The sequence below is a fragment of the Pseudoalteromonas sp. NBT06-2 genome (assembly GCF_002276045.1).
GTDB lineage: Bacteria > Pseudomonadota > Gammaproteobacteria > Enterobacterales > Alteromonadaceae > Pseudoalteromonas.
The window spans coordinates 72,926-95,080 of sequence record NZ_NQMR01000006.1; the positions used below are offsets into that span (position 1 = coordinate 72,926).

The window sequence follows — 22,155 nt, forward strand, 5'->3', positions numbered from 1 at the left end:
TTATAATTACTTATCTATTGTTTAGATCAGAGAGTTGAACACATAACTCAATTTTTACTTATAAATAGTTTAAATAAACGTTAAAATACTCCGCTATATTTTACTTTTAACTTCAAAATTAATATTTATCCAGTGCTATCTTTATGCCAATGGATTTGGATAAAGGTAATGAGCAACAGCCATAAATATGGCTTTGGAATTAAAATGTGTAAAACAACCAATTAAATTAGTAATATAAAACAAAGAAAGAAGGAAATTGTTTTAATGTCTCTGACTACCGTTATTTTAGCTGCAGGTAAAGGTACGCGCATGCGCTCTGCTTTACCTAAAGTACTTCATCCTATTGCTGGCAAACCTATGGTTCAGCATGTAATTGATAAAGCTCAAGCGCTGGGTGCTACAAAAACTAATTTAGTTTATGGTCATGGTGGTGAACTACTTAAAGACTCTATTAAAACAGAAAACTTAAACTGGGTATTACAAGAAGACCAGTTAGGAACCGGTCATGCAGTTGCGGCAGCTAAAGGTTTTATTGCAGATGAAGATACCGTTTTAATTTTATATGGTGATGTGCCTTTAACAAAGCAAGAAACACTCGAAAAGCTTTTAACAGCATTACCGGAACGAGGGTTAGCTGTTTTGACTGTGGATTTAGTGAACCCTTCCGGCTACGGTCGCATGATCCGTGAAAATGGTAAATTAGTTGGCATTGTTGAGCAAAAAGATGCGTCACCAGAACAACTTAAAATCACTGAAATAAATACTGGCATAATGGCTGTAAATGGTGGTTTATTAAAATCTTGGTTAGGTCGTTTATCTAATAATAACTCTCAAGGCGAGTATTATTTGACAGATATTGTTGCGATGGCAAAGCAAGATGGTGTAGAAATCACATCAGCGCAACCTGAAGATAAAATGGAAGTTGAAGGTGCTAATAATCGCGTGCAACTTGCTGTGTTAGAACGTGCTTATCAATCTTGGCAAGTGCAAGAGTTAATGTTAAATGGCGCTAGTTTAGCTGATCCTACTCGTATTGATGTACGTGGAGAAGTGACAACAGGGCAAGATATTATTATTGACGTGAATGTGATTTTTGAAGGTAAAGTGACACTTGGTGATAATGTTAAAATTGGTCCTAACTGTGTACTTAAAAACTGTGACGTTGGTGATGGCGCTGTAATTAAAGCGAATACTTTAATTGAAGATGCTGTTGTCGGTGCTGCGTGTACTTTAGGGCCGTTTGCTAGATTACGCCCAGGTGCAGTGATGGAAACTAACTCTCATATAGGTAACTTTGTTGAGATGAAAAAATCAGTTTTAGGTGAAGGTTCAAAAGCGAATCATTTTAGCTATCTAGGTGATGCCGAAATTGGTAAAAAAGTAAATGTAGGTGCCGGTACAATTACTTGTAATTATGATGGTGTAAATAAATCTAAAACCATTATTAAAGATGGTGCCTTTATTGGTTCAAATTCATCTTTAGTGGCACCAGTTGAAATTGGCAAATTAGCGACTGTTGGTGCTGGCTCAGTTATAACTGGTACCGTTGGTGATAACCAGTTAGCAATTGCCCGTGGTAAACAACGTAATTTAGACGGTTGGAAACGCCCAGTTAAAAAATAAATTACTATCAATGTATAAAAGCAGGTTCAATTAAACCTGCTTTTATATCTATTTATCTAAGCAAAGTGTTTTGCATGAAAACGTAAATGGTCTTCAATAAAGCTGGCGATAAAAAAGTAGCTATGATCAAAACCTGGCTGCATTCTTAGTTCTAGCGGGTAATCAACTTTGTTAGCGACTTCAGTTAAGGCTTCAGGTTTTAGCTGTTCAACTAAAAAGTTATCTTCAGAGCCTTGATCCACCAGCATAGGTAGTTTAGCTTCAGTTTTTTGCATTAACATCGTAGTATCGTATTCTTGCCAAGTTTTTTTATCTTTACCTAAGTAACCTGTAAAGGCTTTTTGGCCCCAAGGACAATTAATTGGGTTAGCAATCGGGCTAAAGGCTGAAACAGAACTAAAGTTTTTAGGATTTTTTAAAGCAATTGTAAGCGCACCGTGTCCACCCATTGAGTGACCGCTAATTGCACGCTGTTGTGTTACCGGAAAATGCGCTTCAATTAATTTAGGTAGCTCATTCACTACATAATCAGACATATGATAATGACGATTCCACGGTGCTTGCGTGGCGTTTACATAAAAACCAGCACCTTGTCCAAAATCATAACCTTCATCATCAGCAACACTTTCACCTCTAGGGCTTGTATCTGGTGCCACAATTGCCATACCTAGTTCAGCTGCTATACGTTGTGCACCAGCTTTATGCATAAAGTTTTCGTCAGTACAGGTTAAACCTGATAACCAATATAAAACAGGTACTTTTTGACCTTGTGCTATTTGTGGTGGTAAATAAATAGCAAAACGCATTTCGCAATTTAAGCTAGTAGAAGTGTGAGTATATTGTTTATTCCAACCATCAAAGACTTTATTGGAACTGATATTATTTAACGGCATGCTTTAAACCTCTGAAAGATTGAAATTTAGATGGGGGTATTAATAGCTTTAAAATAGCTTATGTTATCTCCGAAGTGTTTTATCGAAGATCTAGATTTTATATCAACTAAGTCCTTAATCACATTTCTGTCATTGAGATCTTAGTTGATAGGTAAAATGAAACTTACTTATCTAAGTGAATCACCGTACGGATGCTTTTACCTGCATGCATAAGGTCGAACGCCTCGTTAATGTTTTCAAGTGACATTGTATGTGTAATAAAGTCATCTAGGGCAAACTCACCATCCATGTAGCGATTAACTATTTCTGGTAACTCAGAGCGACCTTTAACACCACCAAATGCACTACCTCGCCATACACGACCAGTCACTAGTTGGAATGGGCGTGTTGAGATCTCTTGACCAGCACCTGCAACTCCAATAATGATAGATTCCCCCCAACCTTTATGACAACATTCAAGAGCAGATCGCATCACATCAACATTACCGATACACTCAAAAGAGTAATCAACGCCGCCATCAGTCATTTCTACAATGACATCTTGAATTGGCTTATCAAAATCTTTTGGATTGATGCAATCTGTAGCACCTAATTTTTTAGCTAGTTCATATTTAGTTTCGTTGATATCAACACCAATAATACGACTTGCACCGGCCATTTTTGCACCGATAATGGCAGATAAACCAATGCCACCTAAACCAAATATGGCAACAGTATCACCTTTTTCTACTTTTGCAGTATTAAGTACCGCACCCATGCCTGTTGTAACACCACAACCTAATAAACACACTTCTTCTAAAGGTGCTTCTTTACTTACTTTTGCTAATGAAATTTCTGGTAATACAGTGTATTCAGAAAAAGTAGAGCAACCCATGTAATGGAAAATTGGTTGGCCGTCTTTATAAAAGCGTGTAGTGCCATCTGGCATTAGACCTTTACCTTGCGTTTCACGTACTGCCTGACACAAGTTTGTTTTACCTGAAGTACAGAACTTACATTCGCCACATTCTGCCGTGTAAAGCGGAATAACATGGTCGCCTACAGCAACACTCGTTACGCCTTCGCCAATTTGTTCAACAATACCGCCACCTTCGTGACCTAAAATTGAAGGGAAAATACCTTCTGGATCATCACCTGATAAAGTAAATGCATCTGTATGACATACGCCAGTTGCGACTATTTTAACTAATACTTCGCCTTTGCGAGGCAGCATTACATCAACTTCTTCAATTTTAAGAGGCTGATTTGGGCCCCAAGCAACAGCAGCTTTAGATTTAATAAATTTATCAGTCATTCTATTTTCTCCAATGAGGCTCAAGGCCTAAAATTAATATATTTAACTTTCTGCGTAATACTGTAGAAGTTAATTTAAATAACGACGAATCATTTATGTCGTTTATTTCGATGGAGTGAATTCTACTTTGTTTATTATTAAAATGATAATTAGCTTTAAATACAAATTACTTTTACCATATAGTAATAATCGATAGTAAATGATATCTGGGTGAGTTATGTTTTTATGGGAAGGCGTATCAGAATTTGTATCTGTGGCACAAACATCTAGTTTTACAGGTGCGTCTAAAATATTAGGTATATCGACAGCACAAGTAAGTCGTCAGGTAAGTGCATTAGAGAACCGCCTTAATACCAAACTTTTTTATCGCACAACACGCAAAGTGTCTTTAACTGAAGAAGGCGCTGTTTATTATCGGCATTGTCGCCAAGTGATGACTGGGCTTGAAGATGCCGAACGCGCTATTAGTAATTTACGCAATGCACCACAAGGATTGGTTAAACTCACAGCCCCTGTAACATATGGCGAAAAATATATCATGCCATTAGTCATAGATTTTATGGCGCAATACCCAGAAATAGAAGTCATCATGGTATTAAGTAACCAAACAGTTGATTTAGTCGAAGGCGGATTTGACTTAGCAATACGTTTAGGTAATTTAGACGACTCCAGCATGATGGCTAAACGGCTCACTAGCCGAACCCAATATGTATGTGCTTCACCACATTATCTTGAACAATTTGGCATTCCTCACTCATTATCTGAATTAAAACAACACAACTGTTTAGTAGGCAATACAGATCATTGGCGTTTTATAGAATCAAATAAAGAAAAATTAATTCGAGTTTCAGGATCATTAACTTGTAATAGTGGTTATGCTTTAAGAGATGCTGCGATACAAGGTATAGGGCTAATAAAACTGCCTGATTACTACATAGGAGAAGATTTAAAATCTGGTGACCTGGTTTCAATTTTAGAAAATTATCAAGAACCAGAAGAAGGCATTTGGGCGCTCTATCCGCAAAATAGACATTTATCACCCAAAGTACGCCTGCTGGTGGATTATTTGGCTAAAATATTGGTTTAATTTATTTTTAACCACTGTTTTAACCAATTGGATTGTTGAATAAGAACTTGATTTAAATTTTCTTTAGCTTTGTAATTATGACCTTCAAAAGGGAGCATGATTAATTTTGCTGTTTTATTGTTAGCCACTAAAGCTTGGTACATTCGCTTAGATTGAATGGGATAAGTTCCAGTATTTAAATCATTTTCACCATGAACCAATAATAAAGGTTCATTTATTTTATCAGCAAATAAAAATGGAGAGATATCTAAATAGTTTTTCTTTGCCTGCCATAAATTACGTTTTTCACCTTGAAATCCAAAGGGGGTTAGAGTGCGATTATAGGCTCCGCTCTTAGCTATTCCAGCTTTAAATAAGTCCGTATGCGCAAGCAAATTAGTTACAGCAAAGGCACCATAAGAATGACCCATAATAGCAAGGTGTTGAACATCAATTTTTCCAGTTTTTTCTAAAGCTATTACAGCTGCTTGAGCATTCATGATTAACTGTTCTATAAATTGATCGTTTGGTTGTCCATTATTTTCAGCCACTATTGGCATAGAAGGTGATTCAAAAACAGCAATATTATCATGTAAAAAAACTAAAGGACCATTAGGGTTAAATTTTCTAAACTGATTCGTTGCTATCGTGTTTTGTTCGCTTAATTTCTTATTTTTAAAAGCCTTAGGGTAGATCCATAAAACAGCAGGGTATTTTTTATCTGGTTTTGAATTATAACTATTTGGTAAATGTAACGTGCCTTGTAAGTTTAAACCATCATCTCTTTGGTAATTAATTAACTCAGGCTTGTGTCTGAATTGCATTTGGCTGTTATCAGTATAAATGACAGAAGCATATTTTTTTTGTTTGCCTGTTAAACGTATATATTGTGGTGGATTATCAGGTGCTTCTTTTTTTATAATCAATGCATTTGGTGTGATTTTTATAGGGACTTCTAAATAGCTGCCTTTGCTAGTAAAAACGCGATTTTGCTCGGTTTTATTATATGAATCTACATAAGGTGTTACACCTGTTTTACTTTGACCTAGTGACATAAAAAATATATTACTGAGTTCGTCCTCAACTAAAACTCTATTACCCATCGAGGTTCTATCACTATATGGATCTCCAATATCTTGGTATTTATCACGATAATCTCTTTGTGATAATGTTTTAACACTGTTTAAGTCTGAATAATGAATTAATTGGGTTAAAGCTTGTTTATCTTTGTATCGCCATTGTTGTAATACTCCAGTTCCAGATTTACTCCAGTAGATATCATAGTAGCGCCATTTAGTTGATAGTATTAAATCTTTTTGTCCATTAAATGGGAAAGACAATTTGTATATATTATCATGAATAGCTAAATCTTTAGTCATATCACCTCCATCAACAGCTTCAACCCATGAGATAGTTGCTGATTCAAATGGTAGCCATTGAACACTTCGAGATCCTATAGGTACACTATCTTTTTTAAGTTTATATTTATCTTTTAACTGAGGTAATGGAGAGCTTGATATATTTGTTGTTAAATTGAGAATGTTATAGTGGCGTCCCCATTTTTTATATGGAACTAAAGTTGATAGTTTAGCTGGTAAACTTGAAATTAAAAGATATTGCCCATTGGGTGAAACATAAAAGTCATCAACCATACTAATATGACCTAAAGTTTTAACTTTTCCTTTTATATTAATGCTTATTAATTCTGAATCTGTAAATGACTTAAATCTTTGTTGTTTGATTTTATCATTTAATAAGTGAGTGTAAGTTCTTCCTTGTATTTTTTGAAGTTCGGTAGATTCAATTTTTGGTTTTAATGAATTTTTAAGAGGTGGTAGAAATTGATTTATTGCCTGTTTTACTAATATTGTCTTATTATCTGGCAACCAGCGTAAATGTCGACCACCAATTCTGGTTGATAGGTTTTTATTATTTAATTCTTGTAATATTTGGAGTTGAATATCGTACAACCATAACGTTGTTTTATGATTGTAATGAACTAATAAAGCAATTAATTTTGAGTTTGGTGACCAGTTAAAGTCTAATATAACACCTAATTTAGGCTTGATAATTGATTGCTCATTATTAGCATTAACTAAAGTAAGGTGACTATATATTTCATTTTTAGGTGAATTTGTATTTTGAGAATAAAACTCAAGACCTCCTAAGGCTTCTCTCCCTTCTGAAAGCGTTTCAATCGAAGGGTAATTGACTTGATGAAATAATAAAGTTTGTTCATCATCTGGTGATAAAACTAAATATTGTTCGTTAGAACTATCCAATAATTTATTCCAGTTATGAGGCTCAATTGCACTTAAATTTACTGAGAATACTGAAATATAAAAACATAAAATTAAAACGGATAGATTATTCATTTCTTAATGCCTTAATAGGATCTTGTTTTAAAGTTTTTTGAATGGGAAAGTAACTAACTATCAAAGAAATAATGAACAATCCAACCCATATACTAAGAATAAGTCCCCAATTAACAGGTAGCGTAAAGTTAGGATTGGAAATACTATAACCAACCACTAAAAAGCAGATTGAAAAGGCTAGTATCAAACTCATTGATATCGGCTGCATTAATTCAATGATACTGTCTTTAAGTAAACGATGATTATCTGCTCCCATAGCTAGTTTTACGCCTAATGTATAACGGCGAACTTGTACTAGGTAATTTACAATACCATTGATACCAATACATACCATCAGTAGAGAAACACTTGCTAAAACAATTGAAATCCAAGCAGCGGTAAGGTGATGTTTTCTTTTTTCATCAAAAAGTTGTGTTAAAGATGCTAAGCGATTGATATCTAATCTACTATCTATTTCAGTTATGTTGTTTATTATTTGTTGCTCAACTAATAATGGTTCATGTGTTGTAATTAAGTAAGAGTATTGACGCCAACCTGAATAGCTTTTGGGAATATAAATTTCATAAGTCTCGTCTTCTTGGCTCCCAGGTACATTTATATTACTAGTTACACCAATAATTTTGTGTTGCGTCTTTCCATCTAAACTGATTTTTTGTGCTATTACTTCCTGATTGTTAGTCGCTAAAATATCAGCTAATCGTTGGTTTACTAATATAGGGTAGTTATTTAGTTCTCTGTCACCTTTGCTAAACTTCTTACCATCCACCGTAATACCGAGTTGGTGTAAATAATCATGACCAATTAAAATTTTTCTAGCTTGTGCAATATATTGGTTATTTTCATCATAAACTTGGTTTACATTAAGTGACTCTGGCAATCTAGATTCCGATGTTACAGTAACACTATTTATAGAATCTAAATTCGAAAGCTGATTTATTATCGATTTATGTAAATTGATACGCTCTTCTGAGTTTTTGATATTGGCGTAATTTATAGTTAATGACCATTTATTTTCAGTATCGATACCAGAATCTCTTAAAGCTTCTGACAAAGTATCTAAAACAACATGACTAGCAGAAACTAAAACTAAAAAAGAAAATAAAATTTGCAGACCTATTAGACTATGGCTTACGCCTGAACTTATTTGTTTACCAGTGCCTTTACCACTACTTTGTAAGCTATCAGTTAAGTTTTTCTCTTTAACGACACTCAATTCAATATAGGAGTATAACAAGGCAATTAATATAGTTAATAAAGCCGAAACTAAAATGGTATTAAAACTAATAGCTAAAGTATCTAATCTTTGAATAGAGTTTGAGGCAAGTTGCTGGATGATTTCAAAACTTGTTTGCGTAAGAATCAGCGCAAATATTACTGAAATACTGATAACAATCGTATTATGTTTAAACGATTCAATAATCAATTGCTTGTTAGTGGCACCAAAAGCAAAGCTAATAGCAATAGACTTTATTTTTGTTACTGCTTTAGCTAATTGCATACTTGATAAATTAATTAAAGCAATGAGCATTAACAGGGATACACCGAGTAATAACATTAATACAATATTACCGCTATCACCTTTTAAAGCAGAATTAAAATCAGTCAATTGTGCACTTATCTTAAAGTCTTTTAATACATTTGGAGCATATAATTGTGCAGCAGTATCAGACAACGTTTTAATTTGTTCTTTGGCATTATCTAATTGATTCAGCTCTGCTATAGCGATACCTTTAAAGGCACCCATAAAACCATTAGCCGTTTTAGGGTCAAAAGTTTCATCCATATCGATAGGGATCCAAAAGGCTGAGTTTATATTACTTAATTGTGGTAAAACTAAATTATCTGGTGCAACACCAATAACTGTAAACCGTCTTTGATTTAATTGGATTTTTCTACCGATAATGTTTTTGTCTGCGTTATATTCTTGTTGCCAAGTGCGATACCCTAGGATGATAGATGTTTGTTTATTACCTAAACTTTCTTTATCGCTAAATAAGCGACCTAATTGAGCTTGAACACCGAGTATTTCAAATAAATTACTTGATGCTAAAATTACATTTACTTCAGGCCTTTTTTGATTATCAAATAATTTATAGTTAGACCATTGGTGGTAAGTCGCTACATCAGAAAATACAGTATTATTACTTTTTATATATTCTATTATTTGTGAGTTTGTACCAGGTCCAGAGTAACTTTTCGACTCTAAAGTACCTTCCAATAAAAAAATATTATCACTATTTTTATAAGGTAAAGGAGAAAAAAATACTAAATCAACTAAACTAAACGCACTTAATACCATGGATAATGTAAGGGCTAAGGTTATTACGGTTGTTAAATAATATTGTTTTGCACGCTTAAATGTTTGTAAGGCTGTTTTCATTAACATGCTGTAGCAACCTCAATTTTTTCATCAGGTACAATTAAGCCGTCTTTTAGTTTTATGCTACGAGAAGCCATATCGGCATATCTAGGATCATGAGTCACTAAAACAATGGTTGTACCTTGTTGGTTTAACTCTTGAAGCAGTGACATAATCGCATCACCATTTTTTGAGTCTAAATTACCAGTTGGTTCATCTACTAACATAATGCCAGAATCCCCCGCTAAAGCCCTGGCAATTGATACTCGTTGTTGTTGGCCTCCTGAAATCTGGTTAGGAAATAAATTAGCCTTATCAGATAGACCTACTTTATCTAAACATTCTAAAGCGCGGGCGTGACGGGCTTGTATTGATGCCCCTCTATACTTTAATGGTAATGCTACATTATCTAAAATAGATATTTCATCAATTAAATTAAATGATTGAAAAACAAAACCTATCCTATTTCCCCTTATTTGCGCTCTTTGAGATGCATTCATCTCTGAGACAAGTAAACCATCTATATAGTATTCACCAGTTTGTGGGGTATCGAGTAACCCCATAATATTAAGTAAGGTTGATTTACCACAACCCGAAGGGCCTGATATAGATACAAACTCGCCATCATAAATTGTAAAGCTAATACCTTTTAATACTTGAGTTACTTGATCACAAGAAGAAAAGGATTTTGTCATTTTGTTAATTTTTAATATTTCAGTATTCATTGCAATGCCTTTTCTTAGTATTAACTACCAATTTTTATTTGTTTTATGTTGGTTTCTAAATCGAGTCGAGAGGTAATAACTTTATCGCCAGCTTTAAGACCTGAAATAATTTGAATCAGTTGACCCGAAGTTTTACCAAATTGAACTTCTACTTGGCTGGCTTTATTATCATCAGTTAACTTAAATAGCATCACAGTACTGTTTTCATTTACCCCAGTTGGTGTTTTGATATAGTTTGTATTCTTTTGTACTTGAGAAAAAATAGTGGCATCGACCTGTTGCATTGGTTTAATACCATTAAGCTTATCGGTTACAAGTTTGATATCTATTTGTACTGCGCCCTCGTTTATAACGGGATCAATACGGACAACTTGCCCTGAAATTTGATTATTTAATGTTTGGATTTCAGATTGCATACCTGCTCTGACTAAATGGGCCTGAATTTGAGGTACTTTTATTTCTGCAATTAATGGGGATAAGCTACCAATTAGCGCTAGTTCGGTTCCTATGGTGACCGTTTGGCCTAAATTTAAGGGAAACCGTTGAATAACGCCATTTATACCAGCTGTTACCGATAGTTGTTCGACCATCAGTTTTGCTACTTCAAACTCTTCACTTGATTGAGCTATTAAGTCCTCTTGAATTGATATCGCTTCATTTTGCATCGAAACGAGTTTGGCTATTTTCGATTTTTCTAACTGAACTCGGTTAACTAATTGTTTGGCTTTTAATTCATTTTTCTTTGCGTTAATACCAGAAACGATACCCGATTTTGCTAAAGTTCTTTCGGCTTCAACTTGTAACATCGCTATTTCAACTTGAGCTTGTAACTCAGATAGGTGAGATTCGCTATCAAGCATTTCTCTTTGTTGTTGTAGTACGATCTGTCGTTTTTGAGTTTTTGTGTTTTTTAATTTCGCAAGTGCTTGACGTAACTTTCCTTCAAGCTCTGGATTTTTAAGTGTTAAAATAACCGTATCATGCTTAACAACTGCGCCTGCTTTTAATTTTATTTCATCTACAACTGCATTACTGGTTGCTGTGAGTAAACGTTTATTGATTGACTGTAATAAACCATATCCTTCAATTTTTATCGAAAAATCACCATTTTGAACTTTATCAATACTAATAGCATCACGTGAAATTATATGAGCATTATCGGCATAACCGAGTTGCCAACCAGAAATAATCATGAGTACTGATAAACCGATTAATCCTTTGTATATATTTTTTGAATTTATTTTCATTATTTATAGACTCTTATTACTAGTTTTATTAGCTAGCTAGTTCAATTTTATTATTTTTGATTAAGCTTTCTAAATTGATAATTCTATCTGCACTTTCGATTGTTTCTTGACGGTGAGCAACACTTATGCGAGTGATACATTTTTCTTTTAGGTATTGATTTACATGCACTTCTGTTTTACTATCCAAATGACTGGTTGCCTCATCTAAAAATAAAACTTTAGGTTGGCTGTATAAAGCTCTAGCTAATAGCAGTCTTTGTTTTTGCCCTCCAGATAAGGCACTTCCTAAATCACCCGCTTGAGAGTGTAAACCCATAGGCATAGCTTGAATTTCTTGCCAGATATAGGCACCTTTTGCAGCTTCAATGACTTTGTCTAAATTAGGTGTAGGCTCGAAGAAAGTGATGTTTTCGATTAAAGATCCATTTAAAAGTTGATCGTTTTGCATAACAGTAGCACACATTGAGCGGAAGTTACGAACACCTATACTTTTGATTGATTGGCCATCGAGAAAATAATCGCCTTGTTCGGCATTGATAAGTCCAGTCATTAGTTTTAATAGTGACGATTTACCTAAGCCTGATCTTCCTGTAATTACGACAGATTCACCTGCTTTTATCTCAAAACTTAACCCCTGAAATAACCAATTTGAAGATGGGTTATACCTAAAATGTAAATTACGTATTTCTATATGGCCTTTGATATTGTCTTTTATTAAGGGTTGAGTGCTATTGTCAGTTTCTTGTTCCTGAAGAACAATATCAGACATGCGACGTAAATAAGTGGATGCAAGTTTAAAGCGAAATAATTGGTCAACTAAAGTTTGTGCACTGTTACTAAATTGCTGCCTATAAGCTAAAAAAGCGATAAACATACCAACAGTAAAAACATTATCAATAATTAATAATGCGCCTAAAAAAATAATAATGAGATAATCTAACTTACTGATAAATTCTTGGCTTATTTCAGCCGAAATTATAACTTTTTCTCTTTGTATATTTTCATTGGTCGTATCGGCAAACAAGTTGAGCCAAGAAGAAAGTCTAGCACTTTCTTTTACATAGCATTTAATTGGCATGATTGCGCGAATGGTTTCTATAAAATGACTATTTTCTTTTGCTTGTTTAGCTAATGCTTGCTCTAAATGTTTATTTTCTTTGCTAGTTAAGAATAAACGAACCATTAAAGTTAGTAATAAAAAAGAAAGAGATATGATTGCAAGAGAAGGTTCATAGCTATACATAATGATTAAGGTAGTGATCCCTAGCAACCCTTCAACCACAGCAGAGATAAACCCGCGACTGATCATTCTTTGTACTTCATTAAAAGCTTCAAATCTAGATTTAATATCTCCTATATGGCGGGTTTCAAAAAAAGACATAGGTAAATGTAATAAATGACGTTGAATATTAGCTTTGACTTGAAAACCAAGGTTCTTATCTAAATATAAAATAGCAGCAGATCTAATAACATTGCTTGCAGATGTTAGTAAAGTAATGGCAATAAAGCCGCCTAATAACCACAAAAGCATGTTGTTATCAGATAAGGGGATCCCCTGATCTATCACTAAACGGATATAATAAGGTGCAGCTAAGAATAAGCATTGTAAAATAATAGCAATAACAAAAATTTTCAATAATGAAGCACCAAGCCCTTCCACTTTTCCAATAAAGGCTGTTAAAGGCATTTTAACTCTGTCATCTTTTTGTTCAAAACTTGAAGAGGGTGTTAACTCTATAACAATACCTGTAAATGATTCAGATAGCTGATTCCAATCTAGTTTTACTCTACCTTTCGCTGGATCATGAATAATAACGCCATTTCTATTAACTGAACATAAAGTCACAAAATGATTAAAGTTCCAATGCAAGATAGCAGGACCTTTTACTTTTGCTAATTGCCCTAATTCTAATTTTAGTACGCGCCCTGATAAACCTATGTCATCAGCAACTTTTAGAATTTGTTTTACGGTGATCCCTTGAATACCGACGGGATATTTTTGCCGCATGGCTAACATATTTATTTTGTAACCATGATAATAACCGATCATAGCAAGGCAGGTAATGCCACATTCCGCCACTTCACTTTGAACAAATACCGGAAGTTTTGACGACTTAAAATCTATATAATCTGTAAGCTGCATCATATTACCTTAATAACTGCGCAATCGTTTTAGGTTGTTGTTTAAGTAATATTTTCAGTTTAGATTTTGGTGACAATAATGAAAGGTGATTGGTATTATCTAACCTAACTGATATTTTTTGGCCTCTCCTTTCATTAAATGCCCCAAGGATCATAGAGATTCGACCTTCTATTAATTGTTCATCGATAATGAGAGTAACAATATCACCCACCTTGACAGGGTTTTTAGGTTTTTGCTGCAACCAGAATGAAAAATCATTTAAAGCGGTATGTTTCAATATATAACCAATAGGCTTGAAAGCGGGAATAATCGTTGAATCTGTCTGAGGTTGAAAATAGTAACCGGAAATAGACGCACGTAAATAATGGCTATTATTTAATTTACCTAGATCATCAATAATATTTAAATTAGCAACAGGCTGGTTTTTATTGACATTTTCACCTTCAACAACCAATTGTTCGGTAATAACAACAGCTTTTGACATGACTAAAGGTTGATAGTTTTCTGCAGCTATTTGTAAGTTGTAGGTATGATTAGTTGTTAGAGTTATAAATTGAACACATATAACACCAATTAGCATAATGAGACACAAACCAATTATAGACTTACTAATAATGCCAGGCTGTTTTATAACCGAATGACCAAATTCTTGAGATTTGTACTGATGACGCAATGCCTCTTTTCGAAACATATTAATGACTGACATAGGGTTAGCCTACTTTTTTGAATTGTATATCACCCACAGATGAATTGTTATTCATATAACTTAACGGGCATCCCATTTGCCAACTATCAAGCGTAGTGAAACCTTTCAACCAAGTGCTGAAGCGTTGGTTGTTAATTTCTAATGTTCCGTCAGGATTAATCTTTCCAACTGCATTTACATCGTCTTTTAATGCAACGGTGCACTTGTTTAATAAACCATCAGATCTAATTGCAAGAGAATTCGGTTTAGAGGCATAACAGATGTAATGACCATTTTTCTGTAAATCGACACTCTTTTGTTCATATTTACGCGTTAGCATATCAGCAAACTCTCTGGCACTTCGCTTGCCAATTAATTTGCCAATTTTGTCAACATTATTACCACCAAGATTTTCAATCGCTTTAAAATAGAGTTTGAAACGAGGATCTGATGCAAGTGATTCATCATAACGTTTACAAAAATTAAGTACGCTATCTTGGTTTACATCAGTAACATGAATTCTCAACAAAATATTGAAATCAAGATTTGTTCCGGCTGCATCTACTAATCGGGTCCAAACTTTATCGAAACTGCCGTGACCACTACGAGTTACTCTGGTCTGATCGTGAGATTCTTTATCTCCATCAATAGAAATTTGAAAAAAATCTTGCTTGAGTGCCACTAAACGCTTTAGCGTTTTAAGTGTCAATAAAGATCCATTAGTGGTTAAATCACCTGTTAGTTTGCAACCATATTTATTTGCTAATTCATTGGCATATTCAGCAATTTCGAAAACTACATCTTCAGCTAATAATGGCTCACCACCAAACCATGATAAAGTTAGTTTATCTAAATTTTGTATTTTATTAGCGATAAAAATTTTAATTGAATTAACAAGCCACTCTGGCATTTTTCCTTTTTCAAAATCTTCATAGCAATAGACGCAACGAAAATTACACTGCTCCGTTGGAAATAGAATTAACTGAAATTCTTTGGCACTAAGCCCGCTAGCAAGAGCATGCCTTGAAAAACCTTTTGTTTTTTTCCCCACGACTAAAACCTCCAATGACCATAAGTTAATAATGAGTGTATTTACCGTTAGTAAATACACTTAAATTTTATATTTAGTGATGTTGTTAGTTTACTTCTGTTTCTCTTCACAACCCATTCCGCAAATACCATTACTACCTTCTGATTCTTCATCCTGCTCAGGATCAAAACCACCAGAAACTGCAGTTGACAATTCTTCACTTAATTCAACTTCACCATTCTCATTTACTTTAATCTCTTCGCTTTCAATATTTTCAAATTTATCAGTCATTTTATATTCCTATTTATTAGTTATGTTTTAGATCCAAATAAAGGATGAGATAATTATGCAGAATCTAAATTTTTTACAAAACTGGTAAATATATCAGGTTATTCTAAATTGCTTCAGTTACGGAATATTTTGTAGTATTGATTTCATCTTCCTGAAGTTGGCATAAAGCGGCTTCTGGATTTATTAATCCACCAACCATTTCATCGAGTAATTCTAAACTGGTAATTTCGATGAACCCATCAGTGGTTCTTATTGCGTTTACGGTTGTATTAGTATTCAGGTTTGGATTTTTCATAGTTATTCCCTTCTTTGATTAAGTCTTATTTTTACTTCTTATATTACTTACGAATGTAAATTAAGATAAAAAACGAGCAATAATTTACCCGTGATTTATGTGTGACTATATTGTAACTTCTTTATTTATCATTGATTTATATGTTTTGTAGTAAATAAAATGCGATTCAGTTATTATCAGACTTGATACTGGGGAGTATCTTTTTCGGGTAAATTAAGGCGATGTAGTGATAAAAATAGGGTGTTACAAATTAAACATAGAGGATATGGTATTAAGTCGTGACGGAAATGATGTAATACTTGAACCTAAAGTATTGTCTGTATTAATGTATTTTTGTGAAAATAAAGAACGATATATTTCGATGATGGAATTACATGAAAATGTATGGAAAGACCGTTGTGTATCTGATGCTGCTGTCAGAAGAATCATTAGTAAAATAAGATTGTTATTTAATGATGATCATAAATCACCTAAATATATTCAATCATTACCTAAACGCGGGTATAAACTGATTTGTTCAGTTCAACTTCTTCAAAAAGAGCAAACTAAAGAGCAACAAGAAACTTTAAACTCGTTTACTCAAAAATCTCAAAACCAATCTTTTGAACTTAAAAGCCAAGATGTGAAGTTAACACCAAAAAGGAGTAACGCTCCTTTCGGTTATATTATGCTTATCTTTTTAGGTATATGCTTTTTATTTGGCTCATATTTTACTTTTTTTTATCAAGCTGGTTTTAAAACTTCACAAAAAATCATCTCTACTATTCCTGGAAGTAAAATCGCTATAGAACAATCCTCTGATAATAAGTATTTTGCTTTCTCAGGAAAAGTAGGAACTGAATCTGGTTATCAAGTATTTATTAAACGCCATAATAAGCATGATTTTATAGCAATAAAGCATAAAGTTCATTTCCCATTTTCTTTAGCTTTTTCTCGAGATAATAAATATTTATTTTATTCTGATTTATCAGAAAATAGCTCATCTTTAAGTGCAGTATCTCTAGAGGGCTCTGAAAATACATATGAATCTATTGAGCTTATTGATGATTTTTATCTTATGGGTGATGTTTTTACATCTAATGAGACTGATAAAGTTTATTTTTCAGGGCAAAAAAATAAAAATGAGCCTGTATATATTTTCAAGTATGACTTAGTTACAAAAAGTATATTTAGAGTCACATCAAGTATAGATGAATCATATTCGGATATTAGAGGCGGTATTTCGCCAAATGGCCAGTTTATGGTGGTTTTAAGAACATTAAAATATGATAAAAATTATGAAATACGAATTATTGATTTAATAAACGATGATGTGATTTTTCGTCACTCTCAAAAGTTGCAAATCAAAGAGGTTAACTGGCTTGATGATGATAATCTGTTATTACTAGATCAAGATGGAATATATTCGTTAAACTATAAAAATAGTAATCGTAAAATTATAACGACAAAAATACCTAACATAACAGCTGTATCTGTTATTGACAGTCACAACTTGTTATTAATGCAAGAAAAAACACAAAAAAAATTATTTATTGAACAAGAGATACCAATGAGTAATTGGGCAACCAATAAAGTATTTCATACACCTGATAATATAGAATTTATTACTTATCAATCGAATAATTATCTCGCTTTAGTTGTTAACCCAAATCAAACCGAGTTATCTAAATATGACCCATTAACAAAGAAATCTATACCGTATTTAGAGACAAACTATTCCTTAAGGATAATTGATTCATCTTCTGAAAATGATTTAGAGCTAATTAAAATAAATGAAAGGTTTGCATTATTAAATACTAAAACCAATCTGTTAACTTATATTACAGTTGGAGATGACTATATTGGAGATGCAATCTTTACTTTAGATGGCCAAAGTATATTATTTTCAGTAAAAGGATTTAGCGGTTGGGAAATTTTTAAATATGACATCCAGTCAGCCGCAAAAAAAGTATTGTTTAAAGGGTATCGCTCAATTCGCAATTTTAATGATAGTTATATACTCGCGGATACTGCGGGAAGTTTATTTTGGTATGACGTGCAAAAAGAAGAAGTGATAACGCTTAACTATCAATTATCTCCTGAGCCTGATACATTTTGGGATACAAATCAAAGTTCTATATATTGGAGCAGTCATGATTTAGTAACTACTACGTTTCATCAGTTAGATATAAGTGACATGACAGATGTACGTAAATATAGTAAATCCTATGATTATGATAATGTTTTGCCATTCTTTGCAATAAACGCCGCAACAAATCATTTTTTGTTTTCACAAAAAGACATAAAAGGGTCGTTAGTACTTAAACTATCTATTTTATAATGTGACTTTTGTGTGATTCTATTAAAAGTCACATTTTTATTATTGTTTTCTGCTGATGTTAATTTAAAGTAACTTTTGTTTTTCAATACTCATTAAACGAAGGGATACGATAAAATGAAATCATTAAACCTATCACGTATATATATAGTTAGCCTTATTTCAATTACATGTTTATTTTCAGGATCTTCACTTGCAACTTCGGAGTCTGATGTTGTTACACCTTTTAGTCTTTGTAAGATTACGGGGACATGTAAAGAGCACGGGAAAAAGCAGGGTTAACTTAAATAAGCCATTCAGGCTTATTTTTTGCTTTAGGTAAAAATTAATATGAATAATATCGAAATGATGATTCAGCAAATCAACTTTATTAACTCAGAAAAAGAATTAGCCGTTTTTTTTGAGCAAGTTGAAAAAAGATATAACTATAAATGGGCTGGGTTAATAATATTTGAACCAAACCCAAATCAAACTTATCGAATTAAAGCTTACGGAAATATACCTGAAAAGTTAATAAATTTTATTTCAGTAGATAAATATATTAAGCGTTATTGCTTAAGTGAAAGTTCTCCAATAACTTATCAAAAATTATTGGATAGCAAGCCTACTTTAAAAGAGTCCTCTTTTTATAATAAGCTATTTATTGAAAGGCATTTAATTATTCCTATTAAAGGACTCGGTAGTGAATCAGCTTGTTTAATTTTCGATATATCAGGTGATGCTTTTAAATTAGATATGATTGAAAAAGTTGGCTTGTTTTGGGTGTTGTTATCTTCATTTATCTATAATAAGTATAAAGAATATATTGCAATTACACCTAATAAAATGACTAAACGAGAATTGGAATGCATAAAATGGGCCTCAGATGGTAAAACGTCTTGGGAAATTAGTCAGCTCCTGTCTATAAGTCAACGAACTGTGGATTTTCATTTAGCTAACTGTATAACGAAGACTGATAGCATTAATCGACAGCAAGCAATAGTAAAATGTGTTCAAAATGGTCAGTTATTAATGTAGTTAGTTGAATAGTATTTAAATATGAAAACCTAAAGCAAGCATATGTTTTAGGTTTTCTTCTTTTAGGGCCATCGCTAATTAAACGTCAATCTAAAACATGCGCCAACTTCCGGTTTATTTATATAGGTTAAGTCACCGCCATGTTGCACCATTATTTGATGAGCGAGGCTCAGGCCAATACCTGATCCTTGTTGTTTTGTGGTAAAAAATGGCACAAATATCATATCTAACACATGTGATTCAATACCTGTTCCGCTGTCAGTGATATCGAGTATAACTTGATTTAAATGATTTTGGCTTAAATTAAGACTTATTTGCTTGATAGTCTTATTCTCTATTGCTTCTAGTGCGTTTTTAATAAGATTAATCAATACTTGCTCTACCTGAGAAGTATCGATCATCATTAATACATTTTGTGTTGAGCTGAATGTGAAGTTTACATTGTTTTGTTTTGCTTGTTGTTTAAATAGAGTGAGTACTTGTTCAATAACACACTCTAAATTTACAGAACTCAATTGTGGTGCTGATAAGTTGTTAATTTCTTTAAATCGGGCAATAAAATCGCTTAAATGTTGGCTACGGTTAGCTAATGTTGTTAATGCTAAATTGAGATCTTCCTTATCTTCTGGATCATCAAAAGTATTTGATTCAGGTATAAGTGATTGACTGGTTTTAGCTAAAGAAGCCAAAGGGGTAATTGAGTTGGCGATTTCATGGGTTAATACTTTGGTTAATCGTTTATAAGCTTGTTGCTCTTTTGCTTGTAATGCAGTGTAAATAGATTGAATACTGATTACTTTTAATTGCTTATCTTGAATAATAGCTTGGCTTAAATGTACAGATAAAACATCACTTTGTTCGCCATAATGCCATTCTAAAGTCGATTTTTGTTGGTTTTCCATATCATTTAATAAAGATTCTAATTGTATATGCTGCTTTATATTTTTCGGTAATTTCCCTAATAGTCTCTCGCTTGCTGGATTACTTTGTATTATTTCACCCGCATCATCTATTACTAAAATAGCGTGCTCTAAATGCAATAATAACGCCTGTAAAAACTGCATTTGTTTTTGTTCAGCAAAACGAGCAGACTTCATTTGCACTCTCACTTGATCAAACTGTGAACGTAATTCATGGTGTAAAGGTAAACCTAAAGTGACATCGCCGTTTGCTAATGCTCTAATAATATTTTTAGTGGTTTGTTGCTGCTGTACAAGTTGTTGGTAAAGTATATAACTTGCAAAAATCACCAGTAAACCAGTTACTAAAAATACAGCAGATAAACCATATTGCTGCCAGCTGTATCCTGCTAATAATAATAAAACGGAAAACATCAAAAGCTTGATTATAAATATAATGGGCGAATTTAATCTCATATTTTATAAACCGTATTTATCTAAGCGACGGTATAAAGCGCCTCGCGTTAAACCTAGTGCTTTTGCAGCATGGCTTACATTGCCCTGAAAGTGTTTTAATGCTGCACGTATGGTGTTGTGCTCTACAGTTTCTAAATTAAACTCTACTATGTCATCAGTGCTGTTTTTAGGCTTTGAAATATTCATAACAGAGCTTATATCTAAACAATCCCCTTCATTTAAAATAACAGCTCTTTCGATAGTGTGCGCTAACTCTCTTACATTTCCAGGCCAATTGTATTGAGATAGTTCAGCCATATGATCTTTGCTAATACTGAGTTCACGTTTATATTTATTGCCATAATGTTCAAGGTAATAATTCACTAATAAAGGAATATCTTCTTTGCGCTCTCTTAACGCAGGTAAGTGCACTGTCACTGTGTTGATCCTAAAAAGTAAATCTTGGCGAAACCTGCCTTCTTCAACTGCTTGATGCAAATCATCATTAGTGGCACATATTAAACGAATATCGACATCAACCACTTTTGAGCCGCCAATAGGGGTTATTTGTCGGTTTTGCAATGCAGCAAGTAAACTGGCTTGTTGGTTTAACGGTAAATTTGCAAGTTCGTCTAAAAACAAACTGCCAGAATGGGCCAATTCAAAGCGGCCTAATCTATCGGTTTTAGCATCGGTAAAAGCGCCTTTTTTATGACCGAATAACTCACTTTCAAATACACTGGCAGGTACCGAACCCATATCTAAGCTGATAAAAGGCTTATTTGCACGTAAACTTGCTTGATGTATGGCTCTAGCAGCGAGTTCTTTACCTGTGCCACTTTCACCTAAAATAAGAATATTAGCATCGGTTGTTGCGGCTTTTTCTATGGTTTTAAATACGGTTTTCATAGCCGGGCTTTGGCCAATAAAAGCGTGTTCGTGGCCCTGTAGTACTTGGTTTAGTTCTTGATTTTTTTGCGTTAGCTGCGCAACTTGTTTTTTTGCTTTTACATGGTTAAAAGCAGCTGCCACAGCTGCTAAAAGTTGATCGTTTTGCCAAGGTTTAGCAACAAAATCAGATGCGCCAGATTTTATAGCATCAACCGCTAATTTAATATCTGAATAAGCTGTCATCATGATCACGACAATATTGGGATTAATACTCAAAATTTTATTAAGCCAAAAGAATCCTTCTTTGCCGCTCACTGAGTCTTGGCTGTAGTTCATATCTAAAATAATCACATCGGGATCAAATTGTTTTATATGGCTTTCTATTTTAGTGGGGGTATCTGTGGTTTTAATAATTTCATAATGTTTTTTAAGTAATAACTTTGCCGCAATCAAAATATCTTGGTTATCGTCTACCACTAAAATGCTGCCAGGCGCTTTCATTTTTATCCTTAAATATAAGTATTACTTTCCTTTTTACTCTAACTTACT

17 protein-coding genes are annotated in these 22,155 nt (G+C 33.4%); 4 read left to right on the plus strand and 13 right to left on the minus strand.

The genetic code is table 11. The features are described 5' to 3' along the window. The first annotated feature begins 264 nt into the window (after positions 1-264). Entirely contained in the window at positions 265-1,623 is a 1,359-nt protein-coding gene (gene glmU, locus CJF42_RS02625; protein ID WP_095365187.1) for a bifunctional UDP-N-acetylglucosamine diphosphorylase/glucosamine-1-phosphate N-acetyltransferase GlmU, read from the plus strand. 56 nt (positions 1,624-1,679) lie between these two features. On the opposite strand, the gene fghA is transcribed toward glmU, so the two are convergent. Together fghA and CJF42_RS02635 are read right to left on the minus strand one after the other, a co-directional pair. Beyond that, entirely contained in the window at positions 1,680-2,516 is an 837-nt protein-coding gene (fghA, locus tag CJF42_RS02630; protein WP_095365188.1) for an S-formylglutathione hydrolase, read from the minus strand. A gap of 163 nt (positions 2,517-2,679) precedes the next feature. After that, positions 2,680-3,810 (minus strand): S-(hydroxymethyl)glutathione dehydrogenase/class III alcohol dehydrogenase, encoded by a 1,131-nt coding sequence (locus tag CJF42_RS02635; protein ID WP_095365189.1) that lies wholly within the window; start codon positions 3,808-3,810, stop codon positions 2,680-2,682. A gap of 217 nt (positions 3,811-4,027) precedes the next feature. Between CJF42_RS02635 and CJF42_RS02640 the strand changes: the two genes are divergently transcribed. After that, a complete protein-coding gene (locus CJF42_RS02640) occupies positions 4,028-4,897 on the plus strand; it encodes a LysR substrate-binding domain-containing protein (RefSeq protein ID WP_095365190.1) in 870 nt (289 codons plus the stop codon). Here the strand turns inward: CJF42_RS02640 and CJF42_RS02645 are convergent. From CJF42_RS02645 to CJF42_RS02685, 9 genes are all read right to left on the minus strand, one after another. After that, a complete protein-coding gene (locus CJF42_RS02645) occupies positions 4,894-7,251 on the minus strand; it encodes an alpha/beta hydrolase family protein (protein ID WP_095365191.1) in 2,358 nt (785 codons plus the stop codon). The two genes, CJF42_RS02640 and CJF42_RS02645, sit on opposite strands and share 4 nt — an antisense overlap. After that, on the minus strand, positions 7,244-9,631 hold the full coding sequence (locus tag CJF42_RS02650) for an ABC transporter permease (RefSeq protein ID WP_170940449.1): 2,388 nt from the start codon (positions 9,629-9,631) through the stop codon (positions 7,244-7,246). The genes CJF42_RS02645 and CJF42_RS02650 overlap by 8 nt, the downstream gene beginning before the upstream one ends. Then, entirely contained in the window at positions 9,631-10,335 is a 705-nt protein-coding gene (locus CJF42_RS02655) for an ABC transporter ATP-binding protein (RefSeq protein WP_095365193.1), read from the minus strand. Before CJF42_RS02655 ends, CJF42_RS02650 begins: the two co-directional genes overlap by 1 nt. Before the next feature lie 20 nt (positions 10,336-10,355). After that, positions 10,356-11,582 (minus strand): efflux RND transporter periplasmic adaptor subunit, encoded by a 1,227-nt coding sequence (locus CJF42_RS02660; RefSeq protein ID WP_095365194.1) that lies wholly within the window; start codon positions 11,580-11,582, stop codon positions 10,356-10,358. Between the two features lie 28 nt (positions 11,583-11,610). Then, positions 11,611-13,725 (minus strand): peptidase domain-containing ABC transporter, encoded by a 2,115-nt coding sequence (locus tag CJF42_RS02665; protein ID WP_095365195.1) that lies wholly within the window; start codon positions 13,723-13,725, stop codon positions 11,611-11,613. A 4-nt stretch (positions 13,726-13,729) separates the two neighbouring features. Beyond that, a complete protein-coding gene (locus tag CJF42_RS02670) occupies positions 13,730-14,431 on the minus strand; it encodes a hypothetical protein (protein WP_095365196.1) in 702 nt (233 codons plus the stop codon). A 4-nt stretch (positions 14,432-14,435) separates the two neighbouring features. After that, positions 14,436-15,461: a radical SAM protein gene (locus CJF42_RS02675; RefSeq protein ID WP_095365197.1), complete on the minus strand. Its 1,026-nt coding sequence runs from the start codon at positions 15,459-15,461 to the stop codon at positions 14,436-14,438. A gap of 90 nt (positions 15,462-15,551) precedes the next feature. After that, the gene (locus CJF42_RS02680) at positions 15,552-15,731 is read right to left on the minus strand and encodes a hypothetical protein (protein ID WP_095365198.1); all 180 of its coding nucleotides are present in this window, start codon (positions 15,729-15,731) and stop codon (positions 15,552-15,554) included. A gap of 103 nt (positions 15,732-15,834) precedes the next feature. Next, positions 15,835-16,026: a hypothetical protein gene (locus CJF42_RS02685; protein WP_095365199.1), complete on the minus strand. Its 192-nt coding sequence runs from the start codon at positions 16,024-16,026 to the stop codon at positions 15,835-15,837. Between the two features lie 226 nt (positions 16,027-16,252). Between CJF42_RS02685 and CJF42_RS02690 the strand changes: the two genes are divergently transcribed. Next, entirely contained in the window at positions 16,253-18,346 is a 2,094-nt protein-coding gene (locus CJF42_RS02690; protein WP_095365200.1) for a winged helix-turn-helix domain-containing protein, read from the plus strand. 327 nt (positions 18,347-18,673) lie between these two features. Continuing rightward, positions 18,674-19,360, plus strand: coding sequence for a helix-turn-helix domain-containing protein (locus tag CJF42_RS02695; RefSeq protein ID WP_095365201.1), 687 nt, complete (start codon positions 18,674-18,676; stop codon positions 19,358-19,360). A gap of 74 nt (positions 19,361-19,434) precedes the next feature. Here CJF42_RS02695 and CJF42_RS02700 read toward each other — a convergent pair whose 3' ends face one another. Both CJF42_RS02700 and CJF42_RS02705 read right to left on the minus strand, forming a co-directional pair. Beyond that, positions 19,435-20,694, minus strand: coding sequence for a sensor histidine kinase (locus CJF42_RS02700; protein WP_252097504.1), 1,260 nt, complete (start codon positions 20,692-20,694; stop codon positions 19,435-19,437). 45 nt (positions 20,695-20,739) lie between these two features. Further along, positions 20,740-22,107 (minus strand): sigma-54-dependent transcriptional regulator, encoded by a 1,368-nt coding sequence (locus CJF42_RS02705; RefSeq protein WP_095365203.1) that lies wholly within the window; start codon positions 22,105-22,107, stop codon positions 20,740-20,742. Positions 22,108-22,155 lie beyond the last annotated feature (48 nt).